At 62.7% G+C, this 20,024-nt stretch carries 30 protein-coding genes; 2 read left to right on the top strand and 28 right to left on the bottom strand.

Annotated features, from left to right (window positions below; translation table 11 throughout):
• Position 1 precedes the first annotated feature (1 nt).
• The gene (locus tag QFZ70_RS04995) at positions 2-466 is read left to right on the top strand and encodes an Hpt domain-containing protein (protein ID WP_307094353.1); all 465 of its coding nucleotides are present in this window, start codon (positions 2-4) and stop codon (positions 464-466) included.
• A gap of 44 nt (positions 467-510) precedes the next feature.
• On the opposite strand, the gene QFZ70_RS04990 is transcribed toward QFZ70_RS04995, so the two are convergent.
• Positions 511-1,305, bottom strand: coding sequence for a response regulator transcription factor (locus QFZ70_RS04990; RefSeq protein ID WP_307094352.1), 795 nt, complete (start codon positions 1,303-1,305; stop codon positions 511-513).
• A gap of 255 nt (positions 1,306-1,560) precedes the next feature.
• Between QFZ70_RS04990 and QFZ70_RS04985 the strand changes: the two genes are divergently transcribed.
• Positions 1,561-3,228, top strand: a complete 1,668-nt coding sequence (locus tag QFZ70_RS04985) for an ATP-binding protein (protein ID WP_307094351.1) — start codon at positions 1,561-1,563, stop codon at positions 3,226-3,228.
• 22 nt (positions 3,229-3,250) lie between these two features.
• On the opposite strand, the gene QFZ70_RS04980 is transcribed toward QFZ70_RS04985, so the two are convergent.
• From QFZ70_RS04980 to rplB, 27 genes are all read right to left on the bottom strand, one after another.
• Positions 3,251-4,144: a tRNA pseudouridine(38-40) synthase TruA gene (locus QFZ70_RS04980; protein WP_307094350.1), complete on the bottom strand. Its 894-nt coding sequence runs from the start codon at positions 4,142-4,144 to the stop codon at positions 3,251-3,253.
• A gap of 32 nt (positions 4,145-4,176) precedes the next feature.
• Positions 4,177-4,764, bottom strand: a complete 588-nt coding sequence (gene rplQ, locus QFZ70_RS04975) for a 50S ribosomal protein L17 (RefSeq protein ID WP_307094349.1) — start codon at positions 4,762-4,764, stop codon at positions 4,177-4,179.
• A gap of 71 nt (positions 4,765-4,835) precedes the next feature.
• A complete protein-coding gene (locus QFZ70_RS04970; protein ID WP_013601812.1) occupies positions 4,836-5,846 on the bottom strand; it encodes a DNA-directed RNA polymerase subunit alpha in 1,011 nt (336 codons plus the stop codon).
• A gap of 130 nt (positions 5,847-5,976) precedes the next feature.
• On the bottom strand, positions 5,977-6,378 hold the full coding sequence (gene rpsK, locus QFZ70_RS04965) for a 30S ribosomal protein S11 (RefSeq protein WP_018769149.1): 402 nt from the start codon (positions 6,376-6,378) through the stop codon (positions 5,977-5,979).
• 54 nt (positions 6,379-6,432) lie between these two features.
• Complete coding sequence (rpsM, locus tag QFZ70_RS04960; RefSeq protein WP_003803743.1) at positions 6,433-6,807, bottom strand: 30S ribosomal protein S13; 375 nt, start codon at positions 6,805-6,807, stop codon at positions 6,433-6,435.
• A 177-nt stretch (positions 6,808-6,984) separates the two neighbouring features.
• Positions 6,985-7,098 carry a 50S ribosomal protein L36 gene (rpmJ, locus tag QFZ70_RS04955; RefSeq protein ID WP_009358722.1) on the bottom strand — a complete coding sequence of 38 codons (114 nt, stop codon included), beginning with the start codon at positions 7,096-7,098 and terminating at the stop codon, positions 6,985-6,987.
• A gap of 68 nt (positions 7,099-7,166) precedes the next feature.
• Positions 7,167-7,388, bottom strand: a complete 222-nt coding sequence (gene infA, locus QFZ70_RS04950) for a translation initiation factor IF-1 (protein ID WP_009358723.1) — start codon at positions 7,386-7,388, stop codon at positions 7,167-7,169.
• 175 nt (positions 7,389-7,563) lie between these two features.
• Positions 7,564-8,505 carry a P1 family peptidase gene (locus tag QFZ70_RS04945; protein ID WP_307094348.1) on the bottom strand — a complete coding sequence of 314 codons (942 nt, stop codon included), beginning with the start codon at positions 8,503-8,505 and terminating at the stop codon, positions 7,564-7,566.
• Positions 8,506-8,632: 127 nt separating this feature from the next.
• Positions 8,633-9,460, bottom strand: a complete 828-nt coding sequence (gene map / locus QFZ70_RS04940) for a type I methionyl aminopeptidase (RefSeq protein ID WP_307094347.1) — start codon at positions 9,458-9,460, stop codon at positions 8,633-8,635.
• A 70-nt stretch (positions 9,461-9,530) separates the two neighbouring features.
• On the bottom strand, positions 9,531-10,100 hold the full coding sequence (locus tag QFZ70_RS04935; RefSeq protein WP_307097797.1) for an adenylate kinase: 570 nt from the start codon (positions 10,098-10,100) through the stop codon (positions 9,531-9,533).
• A gap of 5 nt (positions 10,101-10,105) precedes the next feature.
• Complete coding sequence (gene secY, locus QFZ70_RS04930; RefSeq protein ID WP_307094346.1) at positions 10,106-11,416, bottom strand: preprotein translocase subunit SecY; 1,311 nt, start codon at positions 11,414-11,416, stop codon at positions 10,106-10,108.
• A 215-nt stretch (positions 11,417-11,631) separates the two neighbouring features.
• Entirely contained in the window at positions 11,632-12,123 is a 492-nt protein-coding gene (rplO, locus tag QFZ70_RS04925) for a 50S ribosomal protein L15 (RefSeq protein ID WP_307094345.1), read from the bottom strand.
• Positions 12,124-12,330, bottom strand: coding sequence for a 50S ribosomal protein L30 (rpmD, locus tag QFZ70_RS04920; protein WP_028269574.1), 207 nt, complete (start codon positions 12,328-12,330; stop codon positions 12,124-12,126).
• Positions 12,331-12,332: 2 nt separating this feature from the next.
• Positions 12,333-13,055: a 30S ribosomal protein S5 gene (gene rpsE, locus QFZ70_RS04915; RefSeq protein WP_307094344.1), complete on the bottom strand. Its 723-nt coding sequence runs from the start codon at positions 13,053-13,055 to the stop codon at positions 12,333-12,335.
• Positions 13,052-13,435, bottom strand: a complete 384-nt coding sequence (gene rplR, locus QFZ70_RS04910; RefSeq protein WP_079596676.1) for a 50S ribosomal protein L18 — start codon at positions 13,433-13,435, stop codon at positions 13,052-13,054. The genes rpsE and rplR overlap by 4 nt, the downstream gene beginning before the upstream one ends.
• Before the next feature lie 2 nt (positions 13,436-13,437).
• Entirely contained in the window at positions 13,438-13,974 is a 537-nt protein-coding gene (gene rplF / locus QFZ70_RS04905; protein WP_104042533.1) for a 50S ribosomal protein L6, read from the bottom strand.
• A gap of 18 nt (positions 13,975-13,992) precedes the next feature.
• Positions 13,993-14,391, bottom strand: coding sequence for a 30S ribosomal protein S8 (gene rpsH, locus QFZ70_RS04900; protein WP_050054318.1), 399 nt, complete (start codon positions 14,389-14,391; stop codon positions 13,993-13,995).
• Between the two features lie 94 nt (positions 14,392-14,485).
• Positions 14,486-15,067, bottom strand: a complete 582-nt coding sequence (gene rplE / locus QFZ70_RS04895; protein WP_307094343.1) for a 50S ribosomal protein L5 — start codon at positions 15,065-15,067, stop codon at positions 14,486-14,488.
• Positions 15,067-15,426 carry a 50S ribosomal protein L24 gene (rplX, locus tag QFZ70_RS04890; protein WP_104042536.1) on the bottom strand — a complete coding sequence of 120 codons (360 nt, stop codon included), beginning with the start codon at positions 15,424-15,426 and terminating at the stop codon, positions 15,067-15,069. Before rplX ends, rplE begins: the two co-directional genes overlap by 1 nt.
• Before the next feature lie 3 nt (positions 15,427-15,429).
• On the bottom strand, positions 15,430-15,798 hold the full coding sequence (rplN, locus tag QFZ70_RS04885; RefSeq protein WP_024366126.1) for a 50S ribosomal protein L14: 369 nt from the start codon (positions 15,796-15,798) through the stop codon (positions 15,430-15,432).
• Between the two features lie 799 nt (positions 15,799-16,597).
• Positions 16,598-16,903 carry a 30S ribosomal protein S17 gene (gene rpsQ / locus QFZ70_RS04880; protein ID WP_104042537.1) on the bottom strand — a complete coding sequence of 102 codons (306 nt, stop codon included), beginning with the start codon at positions 16,901-16,903 and terminating at the stop codon, positions 16,598-16,600.
• Positions 16,900-17,229: a 50S ribosomal protein L29 gene (gene rpmC / locus QFZ70_RS04875; protein WP_018760452.1), complete on the bottom strand. Its 330-nt coding sequence runs from the start codon at positions 17,227-17,229 to the stop codon at positions 16,900-16,902. The genes rpsQ and rpmC overlap by 4 nt, the downstream gene beginning before the upstream one ends.
• A gap of 2 nt (positions 17,230-17,231) precedes the next feature.
• Positions 17,232-17,648: a 50S ribosomal protein L16 gene (gene rplP / locus QFZ70_RS04870; RefSeq protein ID WP_013601829.1), complete on the bottom strand. Its 417-nt coding sequence runs from the start codon at positions 17,646-17,648 to the stop codon at positions 17,232-17,234.
• Complete coding sequence (gene rpsC / locus QFZ70_RS04865; RefSeq protein ID WP_307094342.1) at positions 17,649-18,485, bottom strand: 30S ribosomal protein S3; 837 nt, start codon at positions 18,483-18,485, stop codon at positions 17,649-17,651.
• Entirely contained in the window at positions 18,486-18,851 is a 366-nt protein-coding gene (gene rplV, locus QFZ70_RS04860) for a 50S ribosomal protein L22 (RefSeq protein WP_009358304.1), read from the bottom strand. It lies immediately after the preceding gene.
• Between the two features lie 38 nt (positions 18,852-18,889).
• The gene (gene rpsS, locus QFZ70_RS04855) at positions 18,890-19,171 is read right to left on the bottom strand and encodes a 30S ribosomal protein S19 (protein WP_003803803.1); all 282 of its coding nucleotides are present in this window, start codon (positions 19,169-19,171) and stop codon (positions 18,890-18,892) included.
• Between the two features lie 12 nt (positions 19,172-19,183).
• Complete coding sequence (gene rplB, locus QFZ70_RS04850) at positions 19,184-20,023, bottom strand: 50S ribosomal protein L2 (RefSeq protein ID WP_043454598.1); 840 nt, start codon at positions 20,021-20,023, stop codon at positions 19,184-19,186.
• Between the last annotated feature and the right edge of the window lies 1 nt (position 20,024).

The following is a 20,024-nucleotide window of genomic DNA, read 5'->3' as shown; positions in this document are numbered from 1 at the left end:
AATGCACAGTCCAGATCCCGGCTCCAGCGACAGGAGCGCAGCTGCGTTTCCACCGCAGCCCGGGATCACAACGGTTACCGCCTCGGATATTTCACAGGAAGCGGCCGGGCTCTTGCCGCTCGTTGACGCGGCAGTGCTGGAGGAGCTGGAGGACGAGCTTGCCGGCTCCGGACTCGCCCAGCGGTTCGCCCGCGATTACGCAGCCATGTGGGACCTTCGCTGCTCCCGGCTTGCCGCTGCGGTGGACAGCCAGGACAGCGACTCAGCCCTGGACGCGGCCATCAGCCTGAAGATCAGCTCGGCCATGGTGGGCGGCTTGCGCCTGGCCAAGCTGGCTGAGCTGCTGGAAGTGCTCATCCGCCGGGGAGACTTTGGCCAGGGGCAGGTCCTCATGAAGCGGGTTGCCCACGACGGCGGCCAGACGGTTTCAGAGCTCCAGTCCACGTACATCCTCAAAAACGGCTAGCTCTTCGGCCTTCGGCGCCCGGTCAAGGTGCCTACCCGCGGCGCCTATCCAGCGTCCGGCCTGCCGGGCGCGAGCCGGTATCCAACACCGCGCACGGTCTGCAGCCAGCGGGGCGAGACCGAATCTTCCTTCAGCTTCCGCCGCAGGTTGCCGATGTGGACCTCGACGGCGCGTTCGTCGGCCTCACTAATGTAGGTATCCTCGTCGTAGTACTCACCGCGGACGGCCCGGACCAGATCGGCCCGGGTGCAGACAGCCCCGCCGCCGCGCAGGAGGACGTGCAGCAGATCGAATTCGCTTCTGGTGAGTCCCAGCGGCTCCCCTTTGACTTCCACCGTGCGGGTCCGGTGGTTCAGCGCCAGGCCGTTGTGGTGCAGGACGGCGGAGTCCGCAGGCGGGGCGGCCGCAACTGCCGCAGCAGGCGCCGCTCCCCAGGCGGGCGTCTCCGGCTTCTGCCCGCTGATCTCGTGCCGGGGCCTGCGCATCATGGCTGCAACGCGGGCCCTGAGCTCGCGGGGCCGGAAGGGCTTGGCAATGTAGTCATCGGCGCCGGCGTTGAGGGCGGACAGCAGATCCGGTTCCTCAGTCCTGCCCGTCAACATCACCACATAGGCGTTGCTGAAGTTGCGGATCCGCCGCAGCACCTCGAAACCGTCGATGTCCGGCAGCCCGATGTCCAGCGTCACCACGTTGGCCTGCTTGTCGCGGACCACTTCAACTCCGGCCCGCCCGTCAACCGCTGTATGCACCTCGAAGCCCGCCTGGCTCAACACTCCCTCGAGGAGGTTGCGCACATCGGCGTCGTCTTCGATTACTACAGCCACACCAAGATCGTCCATTGATATCCCTGCGCCAGGCAGTTATGACCCCCCATCAGCCCAGCGCCAATGCCATAACCGCTCCAACCCTTTATACGCTACAGATAAGCCAAGCTGATGACATCTCTTTCAACCATGCATTTGAAAAGTCAATTATTATGACAAGGCATGTAGATTACGAGCCGGAGAGGACGCGTGCCAGGTTGCCCTACAGGAACACGTACGCAGACGCGGCCCGATTCGAATCGACGTCCCCGCTCGGCCGGAGCATGATCCATGGCTGAGCGCCTTTTCCCTCGCGCGCCCACCCGCTTTTTCCAGCGGCTCGGGCCGCGTTCCCAGGTTGCCCTGTGCCAGCTGCCCCTGACCTTAATCGTGGCAGCCCTTGCCGTGGCGACTCCGTTCGCCTGGCCAACGCTGTTGAACAGTCCCCTCTTTCTGGCCGGGATCCTGCTGTCCGGCGCCCTTTTCCTCGGCTGCCTCGTAGTTCCGTGGGAGCGGCTGATGCACCGCCCCTACCTGCTGATCCCCATCCTGGACTTCGTCGCGATCGGGCTGCTGCGAAACGGGGCAGCTCCCCTTCTCCCGGGCCTGGCAGTGCTGGCGGTGTTCCCGGTCATCTGGCTCTCGGCTTCCGGCATGCTCACCCGGAGCAGCCTGGTCCTGAGCTTCTTTGGCCCCATGCTGATCATGGTTCCCTCCTTGGTGGGACGCTTCCCCAACCTGACGGCCTCGGACGTCACCACCACTTTCCTCTTTCCCCTCATGATGCTCTCCGTGTCCCTGGCGATCCGGTTTGCCAGCGTGCACGTCCGGCTGCAGCAGCGCGAGCTGGCGGAGAAGGACAAGGAGCTCCGGAAGCTGCTCCGCGAGAGCAGGGAGCGTGAAAAGCTGCTCATGACGGTCCTCGACGCCACCGACGTCGGAATTGCCGCCGTCGACCGTTCCGGCCACCTCCTGGTGTCCAACAACCGGCAACGGAACTTCCGCCAGGCGACCCATGCCGACGACGCCGTCCCCGGCCAGGGCCATCAGCTGATCTTTGGGCAGGACAGGCGGACCCTCCTCCCGCCGGACAAACGCCCGATCAGCCGCGCCATCGCTGGCGAGTCCTTCGCGGACTACCTCGTATGGGCTGGAGAGGGAGCGGAGCAGCGGGCCGTGACGACGGCGGCCCGGCCGCTGGTCAGCGAGGACGGCCAACTGACTGGTGCCGTAGTGGTTTACAGTGACGTCACCGGCTGGGTGGAGGCTCTGGCGGCCAACCAGGAGCTTGTCTCCAACGTGACGCACGAGTTCAAGACGCCCCTGAACTCCATCATCGGCAACGTGGACCTGGTGCTCGACGACGTTGCCGCCTTGCCGCCGCAGGTGGCACAGCGCCTGCTGGTGGTTGAGCGCAACGCCGAGCGGCTGCTGGCGCTTGTGGCGGACCTGTCAGCTTCGGCGTCCACCGCTCTCAACGTCCATCCCAAGCGCACGGACCTCGCCAGCCTGGTGGAGACCAGCATCGGTTCCGCGCAGGCACAGGCGGAGCACGCGAACATCCTCCTCACCGCCGACGTTCCCTCGCCCCTGTGGGCCTACGCGGACCCGCTGCGGATCGGGCAGGCCCTGGACAACCTTGTGTCCAACGCCATCAAGTACTCTCCCGACGGCGGGAGCATCAGCATCAGCGCCCACAGCACCAAGGAGTGGGTGCAGCTCAGCGTCAGCGACACCGGGATGGGAATCAGTGGCGAGGACACCACCAGGGTCTTTAACCGCTTTTACCGCACAGAGTCCGCCAAGGGCGCGTCCATCGCTGGGGCCGGTTTGGGCCTGTCCATCACCAAGATGATCGTGGAGCGTCACGGCGGGAAAATCACGTGCGCCAGCGGTCAGGGGCAAGGGAGCACATTCACCCTGACCCTGCCGGCCGAGGGTCCGCCGCCGTCGTTCTAGTGCCACGGAGCAACCGATTGGTTCAGTGCTCCCGCCGGGCCCGGGTGAGCTCCGCGCGGGCAAGGAGCTCGTCGTCGGACGGGTAAGCCACTTCCTCGAGGACCAGCGGGTGCGGCGCCGCCAGCACGGACTTGGCGTCGCGCTTCTTCGCCAGCAGCCGCTCGTGCAGCCAGCCCGGCTCCTCCACTCCCTCCCCCACGTACAGCGCGGAGCCGATCAGGGCGCGCACCATGTTGTGGCAGAACGCGTCGGCCTGGACGGTGGCCGCAATGACGCCGTCTTCCGCCCGGACGAACTCGAAGCGCTGCAGCTCGCGGACGGTGGTGGCTCCCTCCCGGGGCTTGCAGAAGGACAGGAAGTTCTGCAGCCCCAGGAGCTTGGCGGCGCCTTCGTTCAGCAAGGAAACATTTAGCGGGTTCTTGTGCCACAGCGTGGAGTACCGGCCCAGCGGGTCCCACAGGGCGGGGCCGTCGGCGATGCGGTAGCTGTAGCGCCGCCACAGGGCGGAGAACCGGGCGTCGAAGCCGGGGGGCGCCAGTGAGATCCGGTGGACCTCTATTGCCCCGGTGAGGTCGCCGAGCACCCGGCTCAGTGCGCCGCGCATCCTGCGGAGCATGGCGACGGCGGGATCGAGCTCGTGCCCCCGCGGAAGTCCCAGCCACTCGGCTTCGGTGAGGTCCAGGTGGACCACCTGGCCGCGGGCATGCACGCCGGCGTCGGTGCGGCCGGCCACCGTCACCCGGACGGGACGCCGGACCAGCATATGCAGCGCCTCCTCGAGGACGCCCTGGACTGTGAGGCGCCCGGGTTGCAGTGCCCACCCGCTGAAGGGCCCGCCGTCGTAGGACACATCAAGCCGGATACGCAAAAACCCGCCGCCCCCCATAACGGGGGCAGCGGGTTTTTGGTGGTTCATAGACCCAAGTCTATGCGAAGGAAATCAGCGAATTACTTCGCGTCCTTCTCTTCAGCAGCCGGAGCTTCGGGAGCTTCCTCAGCGGCCGGAGCCTCTTCGGTTGCAGCTTCTTCAGTTGCAGCTTCCTCAGCAACGGGAGCCTCAGCAGCTTCGGTCTCGGCAACCTCAGCCTCAGGAGCTTCCTCGGCAGCCGGAGCAGCCTTGTCTGCATCGCGCTTGGCAGCAGCAGTAGCCTCGGCTACAACGGCCTGCTTGGCGGAAACGGGCTCAAGGACGAGCTCGATGACAGCCATGGGAGCGTTGTCGCCCTTGCGGTTGCCGATCTTGGTGATGCGGGTGTAGCCGCCGTCGCGGTTCTCCACAGCCTGGGCGATGTCGGTGAACAGCTCGTGGACGACGCCCTTGTTGCTGATCAGGCCGAGCACGCGGCGGCGGGAAGCGAGGTCGCCACGCTTGGCGAAGGTCACCAGGCGCTCTGCGTACGGCTTCAGGCGCTTGGCCTTGGTCACCGTGGTGGTGATCCGCTTGTGCTCGAACAGTGCTGCTGCCAGGTTCGCGAGCATGAGGCGCTCGTGAGCCGGGCCGCCTCCGAGGCGCGGACCCTTAGTGGGGGTAGGCATAATTGTTTCTCCTCAAATGGAAGCCGTGGGCTGTGCACACCATGGTGCCCGGCCCGCGGCCAAGGTCTGGTTTAGAGTTCGTCGTCGCCGAAGGCGGCGTCGTCCTCTTCGATTGCTGCGGCGCGTGCTGCGAGGTCAAAACCGGGAGGCGAGTCCTTGAGGGACAGGCCCAGTTCAACCAGCTTTGCCTTGACCTCGTCAATGGACTTGGCACCGAAGTTGCGGATGTCCATCAGGTCAGCCTCGGAGCGGGCAACGAGTTCACCCACGGTGTGGATGCCCTCACGCTTGAGGCAGTTGTAGGAACGGACGGTAAGGTCCAGATCCTCGATCGGCAGGGCCATGTCGGCTGCCAGGGCAGCGTCGGTGGGCGACGGGCCGATCTCGATACCTTCAGCTGCGGTGTTCAGCTCACGTGCCAGACCGAAGAGCTCCACCAGGGTGGTGCCTGCGGAAGCGACAGCATCGCGCGGGGCGATGGCCTGCTTGGTCTCGACGTCGACAATCAGCTTGTCGAAGTCGGTGCGCTGCTCAACACGGGTTGCTTCCACGCGGAAAGTAACCTTCAGTACCGGGGAGTAGATGGAGTCGACCGGGATTCGGCCGATCTCAGCATCGCCGGACTTGTTCTGAGCTGCCGAAACGTAGCCGCGGCCGCGCTCGATGGTCAGTTCGAGTTCGAACTTGCCCTTCGAGTTCAGCGTGGCGATGTGCAGATCCGGGTTGTGGAATTCGACGCCGGCCGGCGGAGCGATGTCCGCGGCGGTGACGACTCCGGGGCCCTGCTTGCGCAGGTAAGCGACAACCGGCTCATCGTGCTCGGAGGAGACCGACAGGCTCTTGATGTTCAGGATGATCTCAGTGACATCTTCCTTGACACCCGGAACCGTGGTGAACTCGTGCAGCACGCCATCGATCCGGATGCTGGTTACAGCAGCACCGGGGATGGAGGAGAGCAGGGTACGGCGGAGGGAGTTTCCGAGGGTGTAACCGAAGCCCGGTTCCAGCGGTTCAATGATGAAACGCGAACGGTTTTCGGAGACTACCTCTTCGGAGAGGGTGGGGCGCTGTGCAATGAGCACTTAGGTTTCCTTTCGGCGAGCATCCGCTATATGACGCAACACAGGTGGTGGAAATTCGGTCTGAAGACTTAACGCGCTGGGCTTGCCCGGACCATCAACGGCCCGGGCAAGCTCATGCGGCGGAAAAGCCTTAGACGCGGCGGCGCTTCGGCGGGCGGCAGCCGTTGTGCGCAGCGGGGGTGACGTCCTGGATGGAGCCAACCTCGAGGCCTGCGGCCTGCAGCGAACGGATCGCGGTTTCGCGTCCTGAACCCGGTCCCTTGACGAAGACGTCAACCTTGCGCATGCCGTGCTCCTGGGCACGCTTGGCAGCAGCTTCGGCAGCCATCTGGGCTGCGAACGGGGTGGACTTGCGTGAGCCCTTGAAGCCGACCTCACCTGAGGAAGCCCAAGAGATAACAGCGCCGTTCGGATCCGTGATGGAAACGATGGTGTTGTTAAACGTGCTCTTGATGTGCGCCTGGCCCAGCGCGATATTCTTTTTGTCCTTCTTACGCGGCTTGCGAACCGCGCCACGAGTCTTCGGGGGCATTATTTCTCCTACAGAAAGTTATTGGGGAAAGTACCGTTAATCCCGGACGGGATTTTAACGGGCCTTCTTCTTGCCGGCGACGGTGCGCTTCGGGCCCTTGCGGGTACGGGCGTTGGTCTTCGTACGCTGTCCGCGTACGGGCAGGCCCTTGCGGTGGCGCAGGCCTTCGTAGCTGCCGATTTCAACCTTGCGGCGGATATCTGCTGCTACTTCGCGGCGAAGGTCACCCTCAACCTTGTAGTTGCCTTCAATGTAGTCACGCAGCTCAACCAGCTGAGCATCAGTCAGGTCCTTGACGCGAACGTCAGCGCTGATGCCCGTGGCAGCCAGGGTTTCGTGTGCACGGGTCTTGCCCACGCCGTAGATGTAAGTAAGCGCAATTTCCAGCCGCTTTTCGCGGGGAATGTCTACGCCAGCGAGACGAGCCATAGTGGCAGTGCTCCTTGAATAAACCGGAGGTCGTAAGCAGTACACCCGCACGTTCTGTGCGGCCCCGGCCTCCGACCGGGGGTTAGCTGTCCGGGCTCATACGTCCCAATTCAGCTTGTGCTGCCTTTTATTTACTTGCGTGGGTTAGCAACCCAGGATTTCCTTCAAAGAAGGAAATTAGCCCTGGCGCTGCTTGTGGCGCGGGTTCTCGCAGATCACCATGACCCGGCCATTACGGCGGATCACTTTGCACTTTTCGCAGATCTGCTTGACGCTCGGCTTGACCTTCATGGCATTCCTTTGCGTGTAACAGTTGGTCAACTGGAGCGGCTCAGCTCGCACTGACGCCGCCCAGCAATTTACTTGTAGCGGTAGACGATGCGACCACGGGTGAGGTCGTACGGGCTCAGCTCCACCACTACGCGGTCCTCCGGGAGGATCCTGATGTAGTGCTGACGCATCTTCCCAGAGATGTGTGCCAGTACGATGTGCTTGTTGGTGAGCTCAACGCGAAACATCGCGTTAGGCAGCGCCTCGGTCACAACGCCTTCGATCTCAATGACCCCGTCCTTCTTGGCCATACCCTCCGCTAACTGTTGTTGCCGCAGTCCCGCCGGATTGCACCGGGCATGACCACGAACGTTTTTGTTGGATCGATTGTCAGCTCCAGGCCCCAAAAGGGCGTGGCAGTCCAGACAACCAACAAGCAACACTACTCTGTATCGCCGTAAAAGTTAAATCGGCCATAGTAACGTACTAGGCGCCGTACGCACCATATTCCCCGGCTGGAGTGCTCACGGCTTGAGCACTGGCCACTCCATCCATGATGGCCAGACGTACGACGTCGGCTGCCGCACTCTGCAGCGTAATGAGGCTCATCTGCCGGGCAGCTTCGTCCGTGCGGTCCAGGTGAACTGAACCCGTCGCGAGGCAAAAGACGGTGTCCCCATCGGCCAGAGTGTGGCTGGGAGCTAGAGCCCGGGCAATTCCAGCGTGGGCAGCAGAGGCTGTCCGCCTGCACTCGGCCACGTCCAGGATCGCATTGGTGCCGACGACGACAAGCGTGGTGTTGAGCGGCGCCCCGTTGCTGGCTTCCGCCCTAACAGCCGAAGCCCTGTGGGTCGTTGTGTCGAACGGCAGTCCCAGCGCGTTCACCACGGCCAGTGCCCCGACTACGACCCCGTTGTCCAGGGTGACGGAAGCAGTACCTACTCCCCCTTTATAGACCCTGGCGATTAGCGCTCCGGTGCCGGCTCCAACGTTGCCGCGTTCGACGTCGTGCCCCTCCTGTTGCGCAGCCGCGGAGGCAATCGCCGCGTAGCCCATGTCCGCCGTCGGACGCGCCGAGAAGTCACCGCCGCGGCCGAGGTCGAAGATTGCAGCTGCCGGGACGATAGGTACTACTCCCCCTGGAACGGCGAAGCCCCGTTCATTTTCCTCGCACCAGCGCTGGGCACCGGAGGCAGCTGCCAGGCCGTAGGCGCTACCGCCGGTGAGCACCACGGCGTCCACCGCGCTGACCAGGGTGGTGGGGTCGAGCGCATCGGTTTCGTGGGTGGCCGGGCCGCCGCCCTGGACGTCCACTGAACCAACGGTGCCCGGCGGCGGCAGGACCACCGTCACTCCGGTGAGCCAGCCGTCGTCGGACTTCTGCGTGTGCCCCACCCGGATCCCCGGCACGTCAGTAATGGCTCCCATAGGCTCCATTCTGCCCTTCCCCTTCTTGGCGACGCGGAAAATCTCTATCGACGCAGAAAATCCCTGGCGACACCCATTTTCGGGTGTCGCCAGGGATTTTGCGCGCCGCAGGGGAAATCGCGCGTCGCTACGGGATGGGGACGGGGGTGACGCCGAGGGGCACGAGGTGCTCCGCGCCGCCGTCGGGCGCTGAAAGCACCCAGATGCCCTTGTCGTGGACCGCAACGGAGTGCTCCCACTGGCAGGAGCGCTGGCCGTCCGTGGTGACTACGGTCCAGTCGTCTTCCAGCACGGCGGTGTCGATGCTGCCCCGGACCAGCATGGGCTCGATCGCCAGGCACAGGCCCGGCCTGATCTTGGGGCCGCGGTGGCTGGTGCGGTAGTTCAGCACGTCCGGCGGCATGTGCATTTCCGAGCCGATGCCGTGGCCCACGTAGTCCTCGAGGATGCCCAGCGGCTTGCCCGGCACGGAGGATACGTAGTCGTCGATGGCCGCGCCGATGTCGCCCACGTGCTTGCCGGCGGCCAGTGCCGCAATACCCCGCCACATAGCCGCCCGGGTAACGTCCGAGAGGCGCTGGTCCTCGGGGTCAGCGGTGCCCACGATGACGGTCCTGGCAGAATCGGAGTGCCAGCCGTTGACGATCGCGCCGCCGTCGATCGAGATGATGTCACCGTCGCGGAGCACCCGGCTGCCGGGGATGCCGTGCACCACTTCCTCGTTCACCGAGGTGCAGATGGTGGCCGGGAAGCCGTGGTAGCCGAGGAAGTTGGACTTTGCGCCGGCTTCGTTGAGGACGGCAGCGAAGACGTCGTCCAGATGCTTGGTGGTGACTCCGGGGACGGCTGCTGCAACGGCGGCGTCCAGGGCGCGGCTAAGAACCAGGCCTGCTTCATGCATGGTGCGCATCTGGGTGTTGGTCTTGTATTCGATGCGGGGCTGGCCAAAGGCCATGGTGTTTCCTTTCAAATGGCTGAGGCTCCTCCCGTTTACCGGGAGGAGCCTCGGAAAAGCTTTGCCTAAATCAGGCTGCCTGGGCGGCCTTGATGGCCTGCATCACGCGGTCTGTGACCTGGTCGATGGGGCCGATGCCGTCCACCTGGGTGAGGATGCCGCGTTCGGCGTACTTGGCCACCACAGCTTCGGTTTGCTCATGGTAGAGGTCCAAGCGGTGTCGGATGACGGCTTCGTTGTCGTCGCTCCGGCCCGTCTCCTTGGCCCGGCCCAGCAGGCGGGAAACCAGTTCCTCATCATCGGCAGTCAGCTGAAGGACGACGTCGAGCTTCTCTTCGCCCTGGGCGAGGATGTCGTCGAGGTAGTCCACTTGGGCTGTGGTGCGGGGGTAGCCGTCCAGCAGGAAGCCGCTTTCGACGTCGGACTCGCCGAGCCGGTCGCGCACCATCTTGTTCGTGACGCTGTCCGGAACAAAGTCCCCGGCGTCCATGTACTTCTTGGCTTCAATGCCAAGGGGCGTCTCGCCCTTTACGTTTGCACGGAAGATATCGCCGGTGGAGATCGCCACAACGCCGAGGCGCTCCGAGATCCGCTCCGCCTGCGTTCCTTTTCCGGAACCGGGAGGTCCAATAATCAGCATTCTCGTCATCGCAAAAGCCCTTCGTAGTGACGTTGTTGTAGCTGCGCATCAATTTGCTTGACGGTTTCCAGGCCAACGCCCACCATGATCAGGATCGAGGTGCCACCGAACGGGAAGTTCTGGTTTGCGTTGATCAGTACCAGTGCCACCAGCGGAATCAGCGCCACGAAGCCCAGGTAGAGGGCGCCGGGCAGCGTGATCCGGGAAAGCACGTACTGCAGGTAGTCGGCGGTCGGTTTGCCCGCACGAATACCTGGGATGAAGCCGCCGTACTTCTTCATGTTGTCCGAGACCTCTTCAGGGTTGAAGGTGATCGCAACGTAGAAGTATGTGAAGAACACGATCATGGCGAAGTAAAGCACCATGTAGATCGGCTGGTCGCCGCGGACCAGGTTGTTGTTGATCCATTCAACCCACGGCTGGATCTGTTCCCCCTGCCGCGGCTGGTTGAACTGCGAGATCAGGCCCGGCAGGTAGAGCATGGAGGAAGCGAAGATCACCGGGATAACGCCGGCCATGTTGACCTTGATGGGGATGTACGTGCTGGTACCACCCACGGTGCGGCGGCCAATCATCCGCTTGGCGTACTGCACCGGCACGCGGCGCTGCGACTGCTCAACGAAGACGACGAGGGCCACGGTCAGCAGGCCAACGGCGAGGACCATAAAGAACGTTCCGGGACCCTGCGAGCTCCAGATGGCGCCAAGGGAGGTGGGGAACGTGGCCGCGATGGAGGTGAAGATGAGCAAGGACATACCGTTGCCCACACCCTTCTCGGTGACGAGCTCGCCCATCCACATGATCAGGCCGGTGCCGGCCGTCAGGGTGATGATGATCAGGATGGTGGTGATGACGCTGCTGTCCGGGATGATCGGCAGGTTGCAGCCGGGCAGGAGCTGCCCGGATCGCGCCAGGGATACCAGCGTGGTGGCGTTCAGCAGGCCCAGGGCGATGGTGAGGTACCGCGTGTACTGGGTCAGTTTCGACTGACCGGACGCGCCCTCTTCGTAAAGCTGCTGGAACCGGGGAATGACCACCCGGAGCAGCTGGACGATGATGCTTGCCGTGATGTACGGCATGATGCCCAGCGCGAAGATGGACACCTGGAGCAACGCGCCGCCGCTGAACAGGTTAACGAGCTGGTACAGGCCACCTGCGGTCTGACCGTTCTGCAAGCATTGCTGGACATTCTGGTAGTCCACACCAGGCGAGGGGATGAAGGCACCCAAGCGGAAGATGGTGATGATTCCCAGCGTGAACAACAACTTGCGTCGCAGATCAGGCGTGCGAAAGGCCCGGCCAAATGCGCTAAGCAAGCGTCCTCCTGGTGGTAAATAAGAATGGTGTGATGCGGATCTATGGATCCCAACACCCGAGTCTAACGGTTGGATGCGCCATGCGAACAATCCTCGGAAGCGCGAAGGCGATGAGCGGCGGGAAAGAAACGCCCGGCGGATGTGAAAAACTCCCGGTCTCCAGGGCCTAAGCCCCGGAAACCGGGAGTCAACAACGGGCTTGGCGCCCACCGGCTCTAGAGAGCGGTGGTGCTTCCGCCTGCTGCAGCAATCTTTTCAGCGGCGCTGGCCGAGAATGCGTGGGCGGTGACGTCAACCTTGACGGTGATGTCGCCGGTGCCCAGCACCTTGACGGGCTGGTTCTTGCGAACGGCGCCCTTTTCGACCAGGTTCTCCACGGTGACTGTGCCACCTTCCGGGAACAGCTCGTTGAGCTTGTCCAGGTTTACAACCTGGAACTCCACCCGGAACGGGTTCTTGAAGCCGCGCAGCTTCGGCAGGCGCATGTGCAGCGGCAACTGGCCGCCGGCAAAGCCAGCCTTGACCTGGTAGCGGGCTGCAGTACCCTTCGTGCCACGACCGGCGGTCTTACCCTTGGAACCCTCACCACGACCAACGCGGGTCTTGGCGGTCTTGGCACCCGGGGCGGGACGCAGGTGGTGAACCTTCAGGGCGTTCTGCTTCTCAGCAGCGGCGCTCTGAGCCTTGTCAGCAGTGTTCTCTGCCATTTACTTCGCCTCCTCTACCTTTACCAGGTGCGGAACCGTGTTGAGCATTCCCACGGTGACGGCATCGGCGGTGCGGACAACGGTGTGTCCAATCCGCTTCAGGCCGAGGGACCGCAGGGTGTCGCGCTGGTTCTGCTTGCCGCCAATGGCGGACTTGATCTGAGTGATCTCCAACTGGGTGTCGGAGGGAATCAGGTTTTTAGCCATAACTAGACACCTGCCTTCGAATTCAGGAGAGCCTTCACCAGTGCCGGCGGAGCAATCTCGTCGAGGGGCAGGCCGCGGCGTGCTGCCACTGCTGCCGGCTCTTCGAGGCGCTTCAGGGCATCAACGGTCGCGTGAACGATGTTGATGGCGTTGGAGGAACCGAGCGACTTGGAGAGGATGTCGTGGATGCCCACGCACTCCAGTACTGCACGGACCGGGCCGCCAGCGATAACACCGGTACCGGCGGAAGCCGGACGCAGCATAACGACGCCTGCAGCAGCCTCACCCTGAACGCGGTGCGGGATGGTGTTGCCAACGCGGGGAACGCGGAAGAAGGACTTCTTGGCCTCTTCTACGCCCTTCGCGATTGCGGCAGGAACTTCCTTAGCCTTGCCGTAGCCAACGCCGACCATGCCGTTACCGTCACCGACGACGACCAGTGCGGTGAAGCTGAAGCGACGACCACCCTTGACCACCTTGGAGACGCGGTTGATGGTGACGACGCGCTCTACGAACTGGCTCTTCTCGGCTTCACGGCCGCCGTCGCGGCCACCACGGCCACCACGGTCGCCGCGGCCCTGGCCACGGTCGCCACGCTCGCCGCGACGAGCGCCGCCACGGCGGTCGTCGGCAGCTGCGGGAGCAGTGGTCTCAGTGGCAGCTACGGCTTCAGTAGCCTTCTGATCTGCAGACACAGTGTCCTTTTCCTTGTTTGCTTCCGTCACAGTGACAGCCCACCTTCACGTGCACCGTCAGCGACGGCGGCGATCCGGCCGTGGTACTTGTTACCACCGCGGTCGAAGACAACAGCTTCGATACCGGCAGCCTTGGCACGCTCTGCGACGAGTTCGCCAACGCGCTTGGCCTTGGCAGTCTTGTCGCCGTCGAATGCACGAAGGTCGGCTTCCAGAGTGGAGGCGCTCGCTACGGTCAGGCCCTTGGTGTCATCGACAACCTGGACGAATACGTGGCGTGCGGAACGGTTGACGACCAGACGAGGACGTACAGCCGTACCGGAGATGCGCTTACGGATACGAAGCTGGCGGCGGCTGCGCGAAGCAGACTTGCTCTTGTTCGTACGCTTCTTGTTAATTGAGATGGCCATGGTTACTTACCAGCCTTTCCGACCTTGCGGCGGATGACTTCGCCGGCGTAACGAATGCCCTTGCCCTTATAGGGGTCCGGCTTCCGCAGCTTGCGAATGTTGGCAGCAACCTCGCCGACCTGCTGCTTGTTGATACCTGAAACAGAGAGCTTGGTCGGGGTCTCAACTGCAAAGGTGATGCCGTCCGGTGCGGAGACATTGACCGGGTGGCTGTAACCCAGAGCGAACTCAAGGTCAGATCCCTTGGCCTGAACGCGGTAACCGGTACCAACGATTTCAAGCTTCTTCTCGTAGCCCTTGGTGACGCCCTCGATCATGTTGGAGATCAGGGTGCGGGTCAGGCCGTGGAGTGAACGGGAGGCGCGCTCGTCGTTCGGGCGGGCGACAGTCAGGGTGTCTGCTTCCAGGGAAACCTCGATCGGGCTGGCCACAGTGTGGTTCAGCTCGCCTTTGGAACCCTTGACGCTGACGACAGAGCCGTCAACCTTGACCTCAACGCCGGCAGGAACGGTGATGGGGAGACGTCCAATACGTGACATTATTCTCTTCCTTTCCCGTTACCAGACGTAAGCGAGGACTTCGCCGCCCACGCCCTTCTTGCCGGCCTGCTTGTCAGTCAGGAGGCCGGAAGAGGTGGACAGGATTGCGACACCCAGGCCACCGAGCACGTGCGGCAGGTTGGTGGACTTTGCGTAAACACGCAGGCCCGGCTTGGAAATACGACGAACACCAGCGATTGAACGCTCGCGGTTCGGTCCGAACTTGAGCTCGATGGTCAGCTTCTTGCCAACCTCAGCGTCTTCTTCCTTCCAGCCGGCGATGAAGCCTTCGGCCTTGAGGATGTCAGCAACGCGTGCCTTGAGCTTGCTGTACGGCATGGACACGGAATCGTGGTATGCCGAGTTTGCATTGCGCAGACGCGTAAGCATGTCTGCGACAGGATCTGTCATTGTCATGGTGGGCTCTTGCCCTTCCTCATAACGGTTTCCGCGGTACTTGCTTCCTGAACAGAGCCAGGAGCCGTGCCGCCGGACCTTTTACGTAGTTAGATTAGTCTTCGGCCTTGAACGGGAAACCAAGCGCCTTAAGCAGCGCGCGGCCTTCGTCATCGGTCTTGGCAGTGGTGACAACCGTGATGTCCATACCGCGGACGCGGTCGATCTTGTCCTGGTCGATCTCGTGGAACATAACCTGCTCGGTCAGACCGAAGGTGTAGTTGCCGTTACCGTCGAACTGCTTGCCGGAGAGACCACGGAAGTCCCTGATACGGGGCAGTGCGAGGCTGACCAGACGGTCCAGGAATTCCCACATGCGGTCGCCACGCAGGGTAGCGTGTGCACCGATGGGCATGCCTTCGCGCAGCTTGAACTGTGCGATGGACTTGCGGGCCTTGGTTACCTGCGGCTTCTGGCCGGTGATCTGGGTGAGGTCGCGGACAGCGCCGTCGATCAGCTTGGAGTCCTTGGCGGCATCTCCAACACCCATGTTCACAACGACCTTCACGAGGCGCGGAACCTGGTTGACGTTTTCGTACTTGAATTCCTCAATGAGCGTGCTCTTGATGGATTCGGCGTACTTGGTCTTCAGACGAGGAACGATCTTCGTTGCCGGAGTCTCGAGAGTCTCAGTCATTAGATGTCCTTCCCTGAGCTCTTGGCCACGCGGACGCGCACTTCGCGCTGAACGCCATTGCGCTCAACGGTCTCGGTGCGGAAGCCAACGCGGGTGGGCTTCTTGGTGGACGGGTCAACCAGAGCCACGTTGGAGATGTGGATCGAAGCTTCAACAACCTCGATGCCACCGGTCTTGGTGCCGCGCTGCGACTGACCGACCTTGGTGTGCTTGGTTACGCGGTTGATGCCTTCGACCAGCACGCGGTTGGTCTCGGGGAACACGCGCAGGACCTTGCCCTGCTTGCCGCGGTCGCCGCCGCGCTCAGCCTTGGCGCCAGTGATGACCTGAACGAGGTCACCCTTCTTGATCTTAGCCATGGACTAGAGCACCTCCGGAGCCAGAGAAACGATCTTCATGAACTTCTTGTCACGCAGTTCACGACCAACCGGTCCGAAGATACGGGTACCGCGGGGGTCACCGTCAGCCTTCAGGATCACAGCTGCGTTCTCGTCAAACTTGATGTAGGAACCATCCGCACGGCGGCGTTCCTTCTTGGTACGGACGATGACTGCCTTGACAACATCGCCCTTCTTTACGTTGCCGCCGGGGATTGCATCCTTGACGGTTGCGACAATGACGTCGCCAATGCCTGCGTAGCGACGGCCAGATCCACCGAGAACGCGAATGGTAAGGATTTCCTTAGCACCCGTGTTGTCGGCGACCTTGAGTCGCGACTCCTGCTGAATCACTATCTACTCCTTGCGTCGCGCCGGTTCTCAGACCGAAAATCTTCCTACGGAATGAGCCTTGCGGAACGGTTGATCGGGGTGTCTCTTGACCTGCCTGGATTTTGCCAGACCAGGCCTAAACTCCCGTGCCAGAAGCAGTTGCTCCCATCCGGTCCAGGAGATCCTGGGCGCAAGGGGGCACTATGCTGTGGCACGCTTGTTTACGAGGTTTGATGTCGGCGCACGAAAGGCGCCATACAAACTCAAAATCTTAGCACGTTTTCCGCTCATCCCCATATCACCGCCGGCGCTCCCCCGCAAGACGGACGACGGCGTTACGCACGGCGGCCTCTCGGCCCACCCTGCCTGCCACTCCCCCAGAAGGGCGCCTGCCGCCGTCGGACGCCCTATCAGCTCCTGTGAGGTCTCCAGCAACGCTCTCTCACTTGATGCACCGTTTCGGCCGACGCTCTCTCACTTGATGCACCGTTTCGGCCGACGCTCTCTCACTTGTAGCGCCGTTTCGGCCGACGCCCTCTCACTTGATGCGCCGTTTCGGCCGACGCCCTCTCACTTTCTCAAGGAAAGTGAGAGAGCGTCCGCCAGAAACCTGCGTTAAGTGAGAGAGCGTCGAAGGAAGACGGACGACGGCATTACGCACGGCAGCCTCTCGGGCCCACTCTGCCTGCCAATCCCCCAGAAGGGCGCCCGTCGCCGTCGTGCGCTCACCAGGGCATGATCGGGGTGACGGCCCGCCGTTAACGCGGAAACCCCCGCTCCCAAAGGGAGCAGGGGTTTCCGGATACCGAAGCAGCAGGTGCTACTTGGCCTTCTCGAGGATTTCCACTAGCCGCCAGTTCTTGGTGGCGGACAGCGGACGGGTCTCGGCGATGACAACGAGGTCGCCGATGCCGGCGGTGTTCTCTTCGTCGTGTGCCTTGACCTTGGAGGTACGGCGGATGACCTTGCCGTACAGGGCGTGCTTCACGCGGTCTTCAACCTGAACAACGATGGTCTTTTCCATCTTGTCAGAGACCACGTAGCCGCGACGCGTTTTGCGGTAACCGCGCTGCTCAGCCGTTGCTGCGGTAGCAGTTTCGGTCACGTTCTCGTCCTTTTCACTCACTTGGCATCCTCCTCGGTCTCAACCGTTTCAGCCTTTTCGGCCTTCTTGGTTGCTGCCTTCTTGGACTTCTTTTCTTCCTTGGCTTCCACAACCGGTGCGGCAACCTCGGCACGAATGCCCAGCTCGCGCTCACGGAGAACGGTGTAGATGCGGGCGATGTCCTTCTTTACCGCGCGCAGCCGACCGTGGTTCTCCAGCTGTCCGGTGGCGGACTGGAAACGCAGGTTGAACAGCTCTTCCTTGGCCTTGCGGAGTTCTTCAACGAGACGCTCGTTGTCGAAACCGTCCAGCTGTGCGGGAGCCAGATCCTTGGATCCTACTGCCATTTCTATTCACCACCTTCGCGACGCAGAATGCGTGCCTTCAACGGGAGCTTGTGGATTGCCAGGCGCAGGGCCTCGCGTGCTACCGATTCTTCGACGCCGGAGATCTCGAAGAGAACCCGACCCGGCTTGACGTTTGCGACCCACCATTCCGGTGAACCCTTACCGGAACCCATGCGGGTTTCGGCAGGCTTCTTGGTGAGGGGACGGTCCGGGTAAATGTTGATCCAGACCTTACCGCCACGCTTGATGTGGCGGGTCATCGCGATACGTGCAGACTCGATCTGACGGTTGGTGACGTATGCCGGGCTCAGGGCCTGGATGCCGTACTCACCGAAGGAGACCTTGGTGCCGCCCGTAGCAGCGCCGGAACGACCCGGGTGGTGCTGCTTACGGTGCTTGACTCGACGTGGGATAAGCATTTAGGCCTGTCCTCCTTCTACTGCTGCAGCAGGTGCAGCCTCAACTGCCGGTGCTTCAGCAGCAGGAGCTGCGTCAGCGGCCGGGCGGTCGTTGCGACGGCGGCGGTCACCACGGTCAGCGCCACCCGGACGGCCCGGACGGTCGCTGGGACCGCGGCCGCGGGACGGGGCGGAAGCGGCCTGCTGGGCCAGTTCCTTGGCGGTGACGTCACCCTTGTAGATCCAGACCTTCACGCCGATGCGGCCGAAGGTGGTCTTGGCTTCGTAGAAGCCGTAGTCGATGTTCGCGCGGAGGGTGTGCAGGGGCACACGGCCTTCGCGGTAGAACTCCGAGCGGGACATTTCAGCGCCACCCAGTCGACCGGAGCAGGCGATACGGATGCCCTTGGCACCTGCACGCTGTGCGGACTGCATGGCCTTCTTCATCGCGCGGCGGAAAGCCACACGTGAAGTCAGCTGCTCAGCAACGCCCTGGGCAACAAGCTGTGCTTCCATCTCGGGGTTCTTGACCTCGAGGATGTTCAGCTGAACCTGCTTGCCGGTGAGCTTTTCGAGCTCGCCGCGGATGCGGTCTGCTTCTGCTCCACGGCGGCCGATGACGATGCCCGGGCGGGCCGTGTGGATGTCCACGCGGACACGGTCACGGGTGCGCTCGATCTCAACCTTGGCGATACCGGCGCGCTCCATGCCCGTGGACATGAGCTGGCGGATGCGGATGTCTTCGCGAACGAAGTCCTTGTACCGCTGGCCGGCCTTGGTGCTGTCAGCGAACCAGTGCGATACGTGATCGGTGGTGATGCCGAGTCGGAACCCGTGCGGGTTTACTTTCTGTCCCACTTAGCGAGCCTCCTCTTTCTCCGGGGTAGCGACTACCACGGTGATGTGGCTGGTGCGCTTCTTGATCTGAAATGCACGACCCTGGGCACGCGGCTGGAACCGCTTCATGGTCGGGCCTTCATCAACAAACGCTTCGCTGATGATGAGGTCGCCTTCGTCAAACGCAACGCCGTCACGGTCCGCGAGGACCCGGGCGTTGGAGATTGCCGACTGAACTACCTTGAATACCGGCTCCGAAGCTGCCTGCGGGGCAAACTTCAGAATTGCCAGAGCCTCATTCGCTTGCAAACCACGAACAAGGTTGACGACGCGCCGGGCCTTCATAGGCGTTACGCGGATGTGGCGCGCAATTGCCTTGGCTTCCATTGCTTTCCTTCTCTCGTCTTTGACGTAAGTGCAGGCGCCTAGCGGCGCTTGCCCTTACGGTCGTCCTTGACATGGCCGCGGAATGTCCGCGTGGGAGCGAATTCGCCGAGCTTGTGCCCGACCATCGACTCAGTGACAAACACCGGAATGTGCTTGCGTCCGTCGTGTACGGCGATCGTGTGCCCGAGCATGTCGGGGATGATCATCGAACGGCGGGACCAGGTCTTGATGACGTTCTTGGTGCCCTTTTCGTTTTCCCTGGCTACCTTCACAAAGAGGTGCTGGTCAACGAAAGGACCTTTTTTCAGGCTGCGTGGCATGTGTCCAGGCTCCTATCGCTTGTTCTTGCCAGTACGACGGCGACGCACAATAAGCTTGTCGCTCTCTTTGTTCGGGCGGCGCGTGCGGCCTTCCCGCTTACCGTTCGGGTTGACGGGGTTACGTCCACCGGACGTCTTGCCCTCGCCACCACCGTGCGGGTGGTCAACCGGGTTCATGGCGACACCACGGACGGTCGGGCGGACGCCCTTCCAGCGCATACGGCCGGCCTTGCCCCAGTTGATGTTCGACTGCTCGGCGTTGCCCACCTCGCCGACGGTTGCGCGGCAGCGCACGTCAACGTTGCGGATTTCACCGGAAGGCAGACGCAGCTGGGCGAAACGGCCTTCCTTGGCAACGAGCTGGATGGATGCACCGGCGGAGCGGCCCATCTTGGCGCCGCCACCCGGACGCAGTTCAACTGCGTGGATAACGGTACCCACGGGGATGTTGCGCAGGGGCAGGTTGTTGCCAGGCTTGATGTCAGCGTTGGCACCTGCCTCTACGAAGTCACCCTGGGACAGCTTGTTCGGAGCGATGATGTAACGCTTGGTGCCATCAACGTAGTGCAGGAGGGCGATGCGAGCCGTACGGTTCGGATCGTACTCAATTTCAGCAACGCGGGCGTCAACGCCGTCCTTGTCGTGGCGACGGAAGTCGATCAGACGGTACTGGCGCTTGTGTCCGCCACCCTTGTGACGGGTGGTGATCTTACCGGTGTTGTTACGGCCGCCCTTTTTGGGCAGCGGACGTACCAACGACTTTTCCGGCGTCGACCGCGTGATTTCGATGAAGTCCGCTACGCTCGAGCCACGACGGCCCGGGGTAGTCGGCTTGTATTTACGGATTCCCATA

Origin of the sequence: Arthrobacter sp. V1I9 (assembly GCF_030817075.1) — a bacterium.
Lineage (GTDB): Bacteria > Actinomycetota > Actinomycetes > Actinomycetales > Micrococcaceae > Arthrobacter.
The sequence above is the reverse complement of the archived record's forward strand: the minus strand, read 5'-3'. Positions and strand labels throughout refer to the sequence as shown.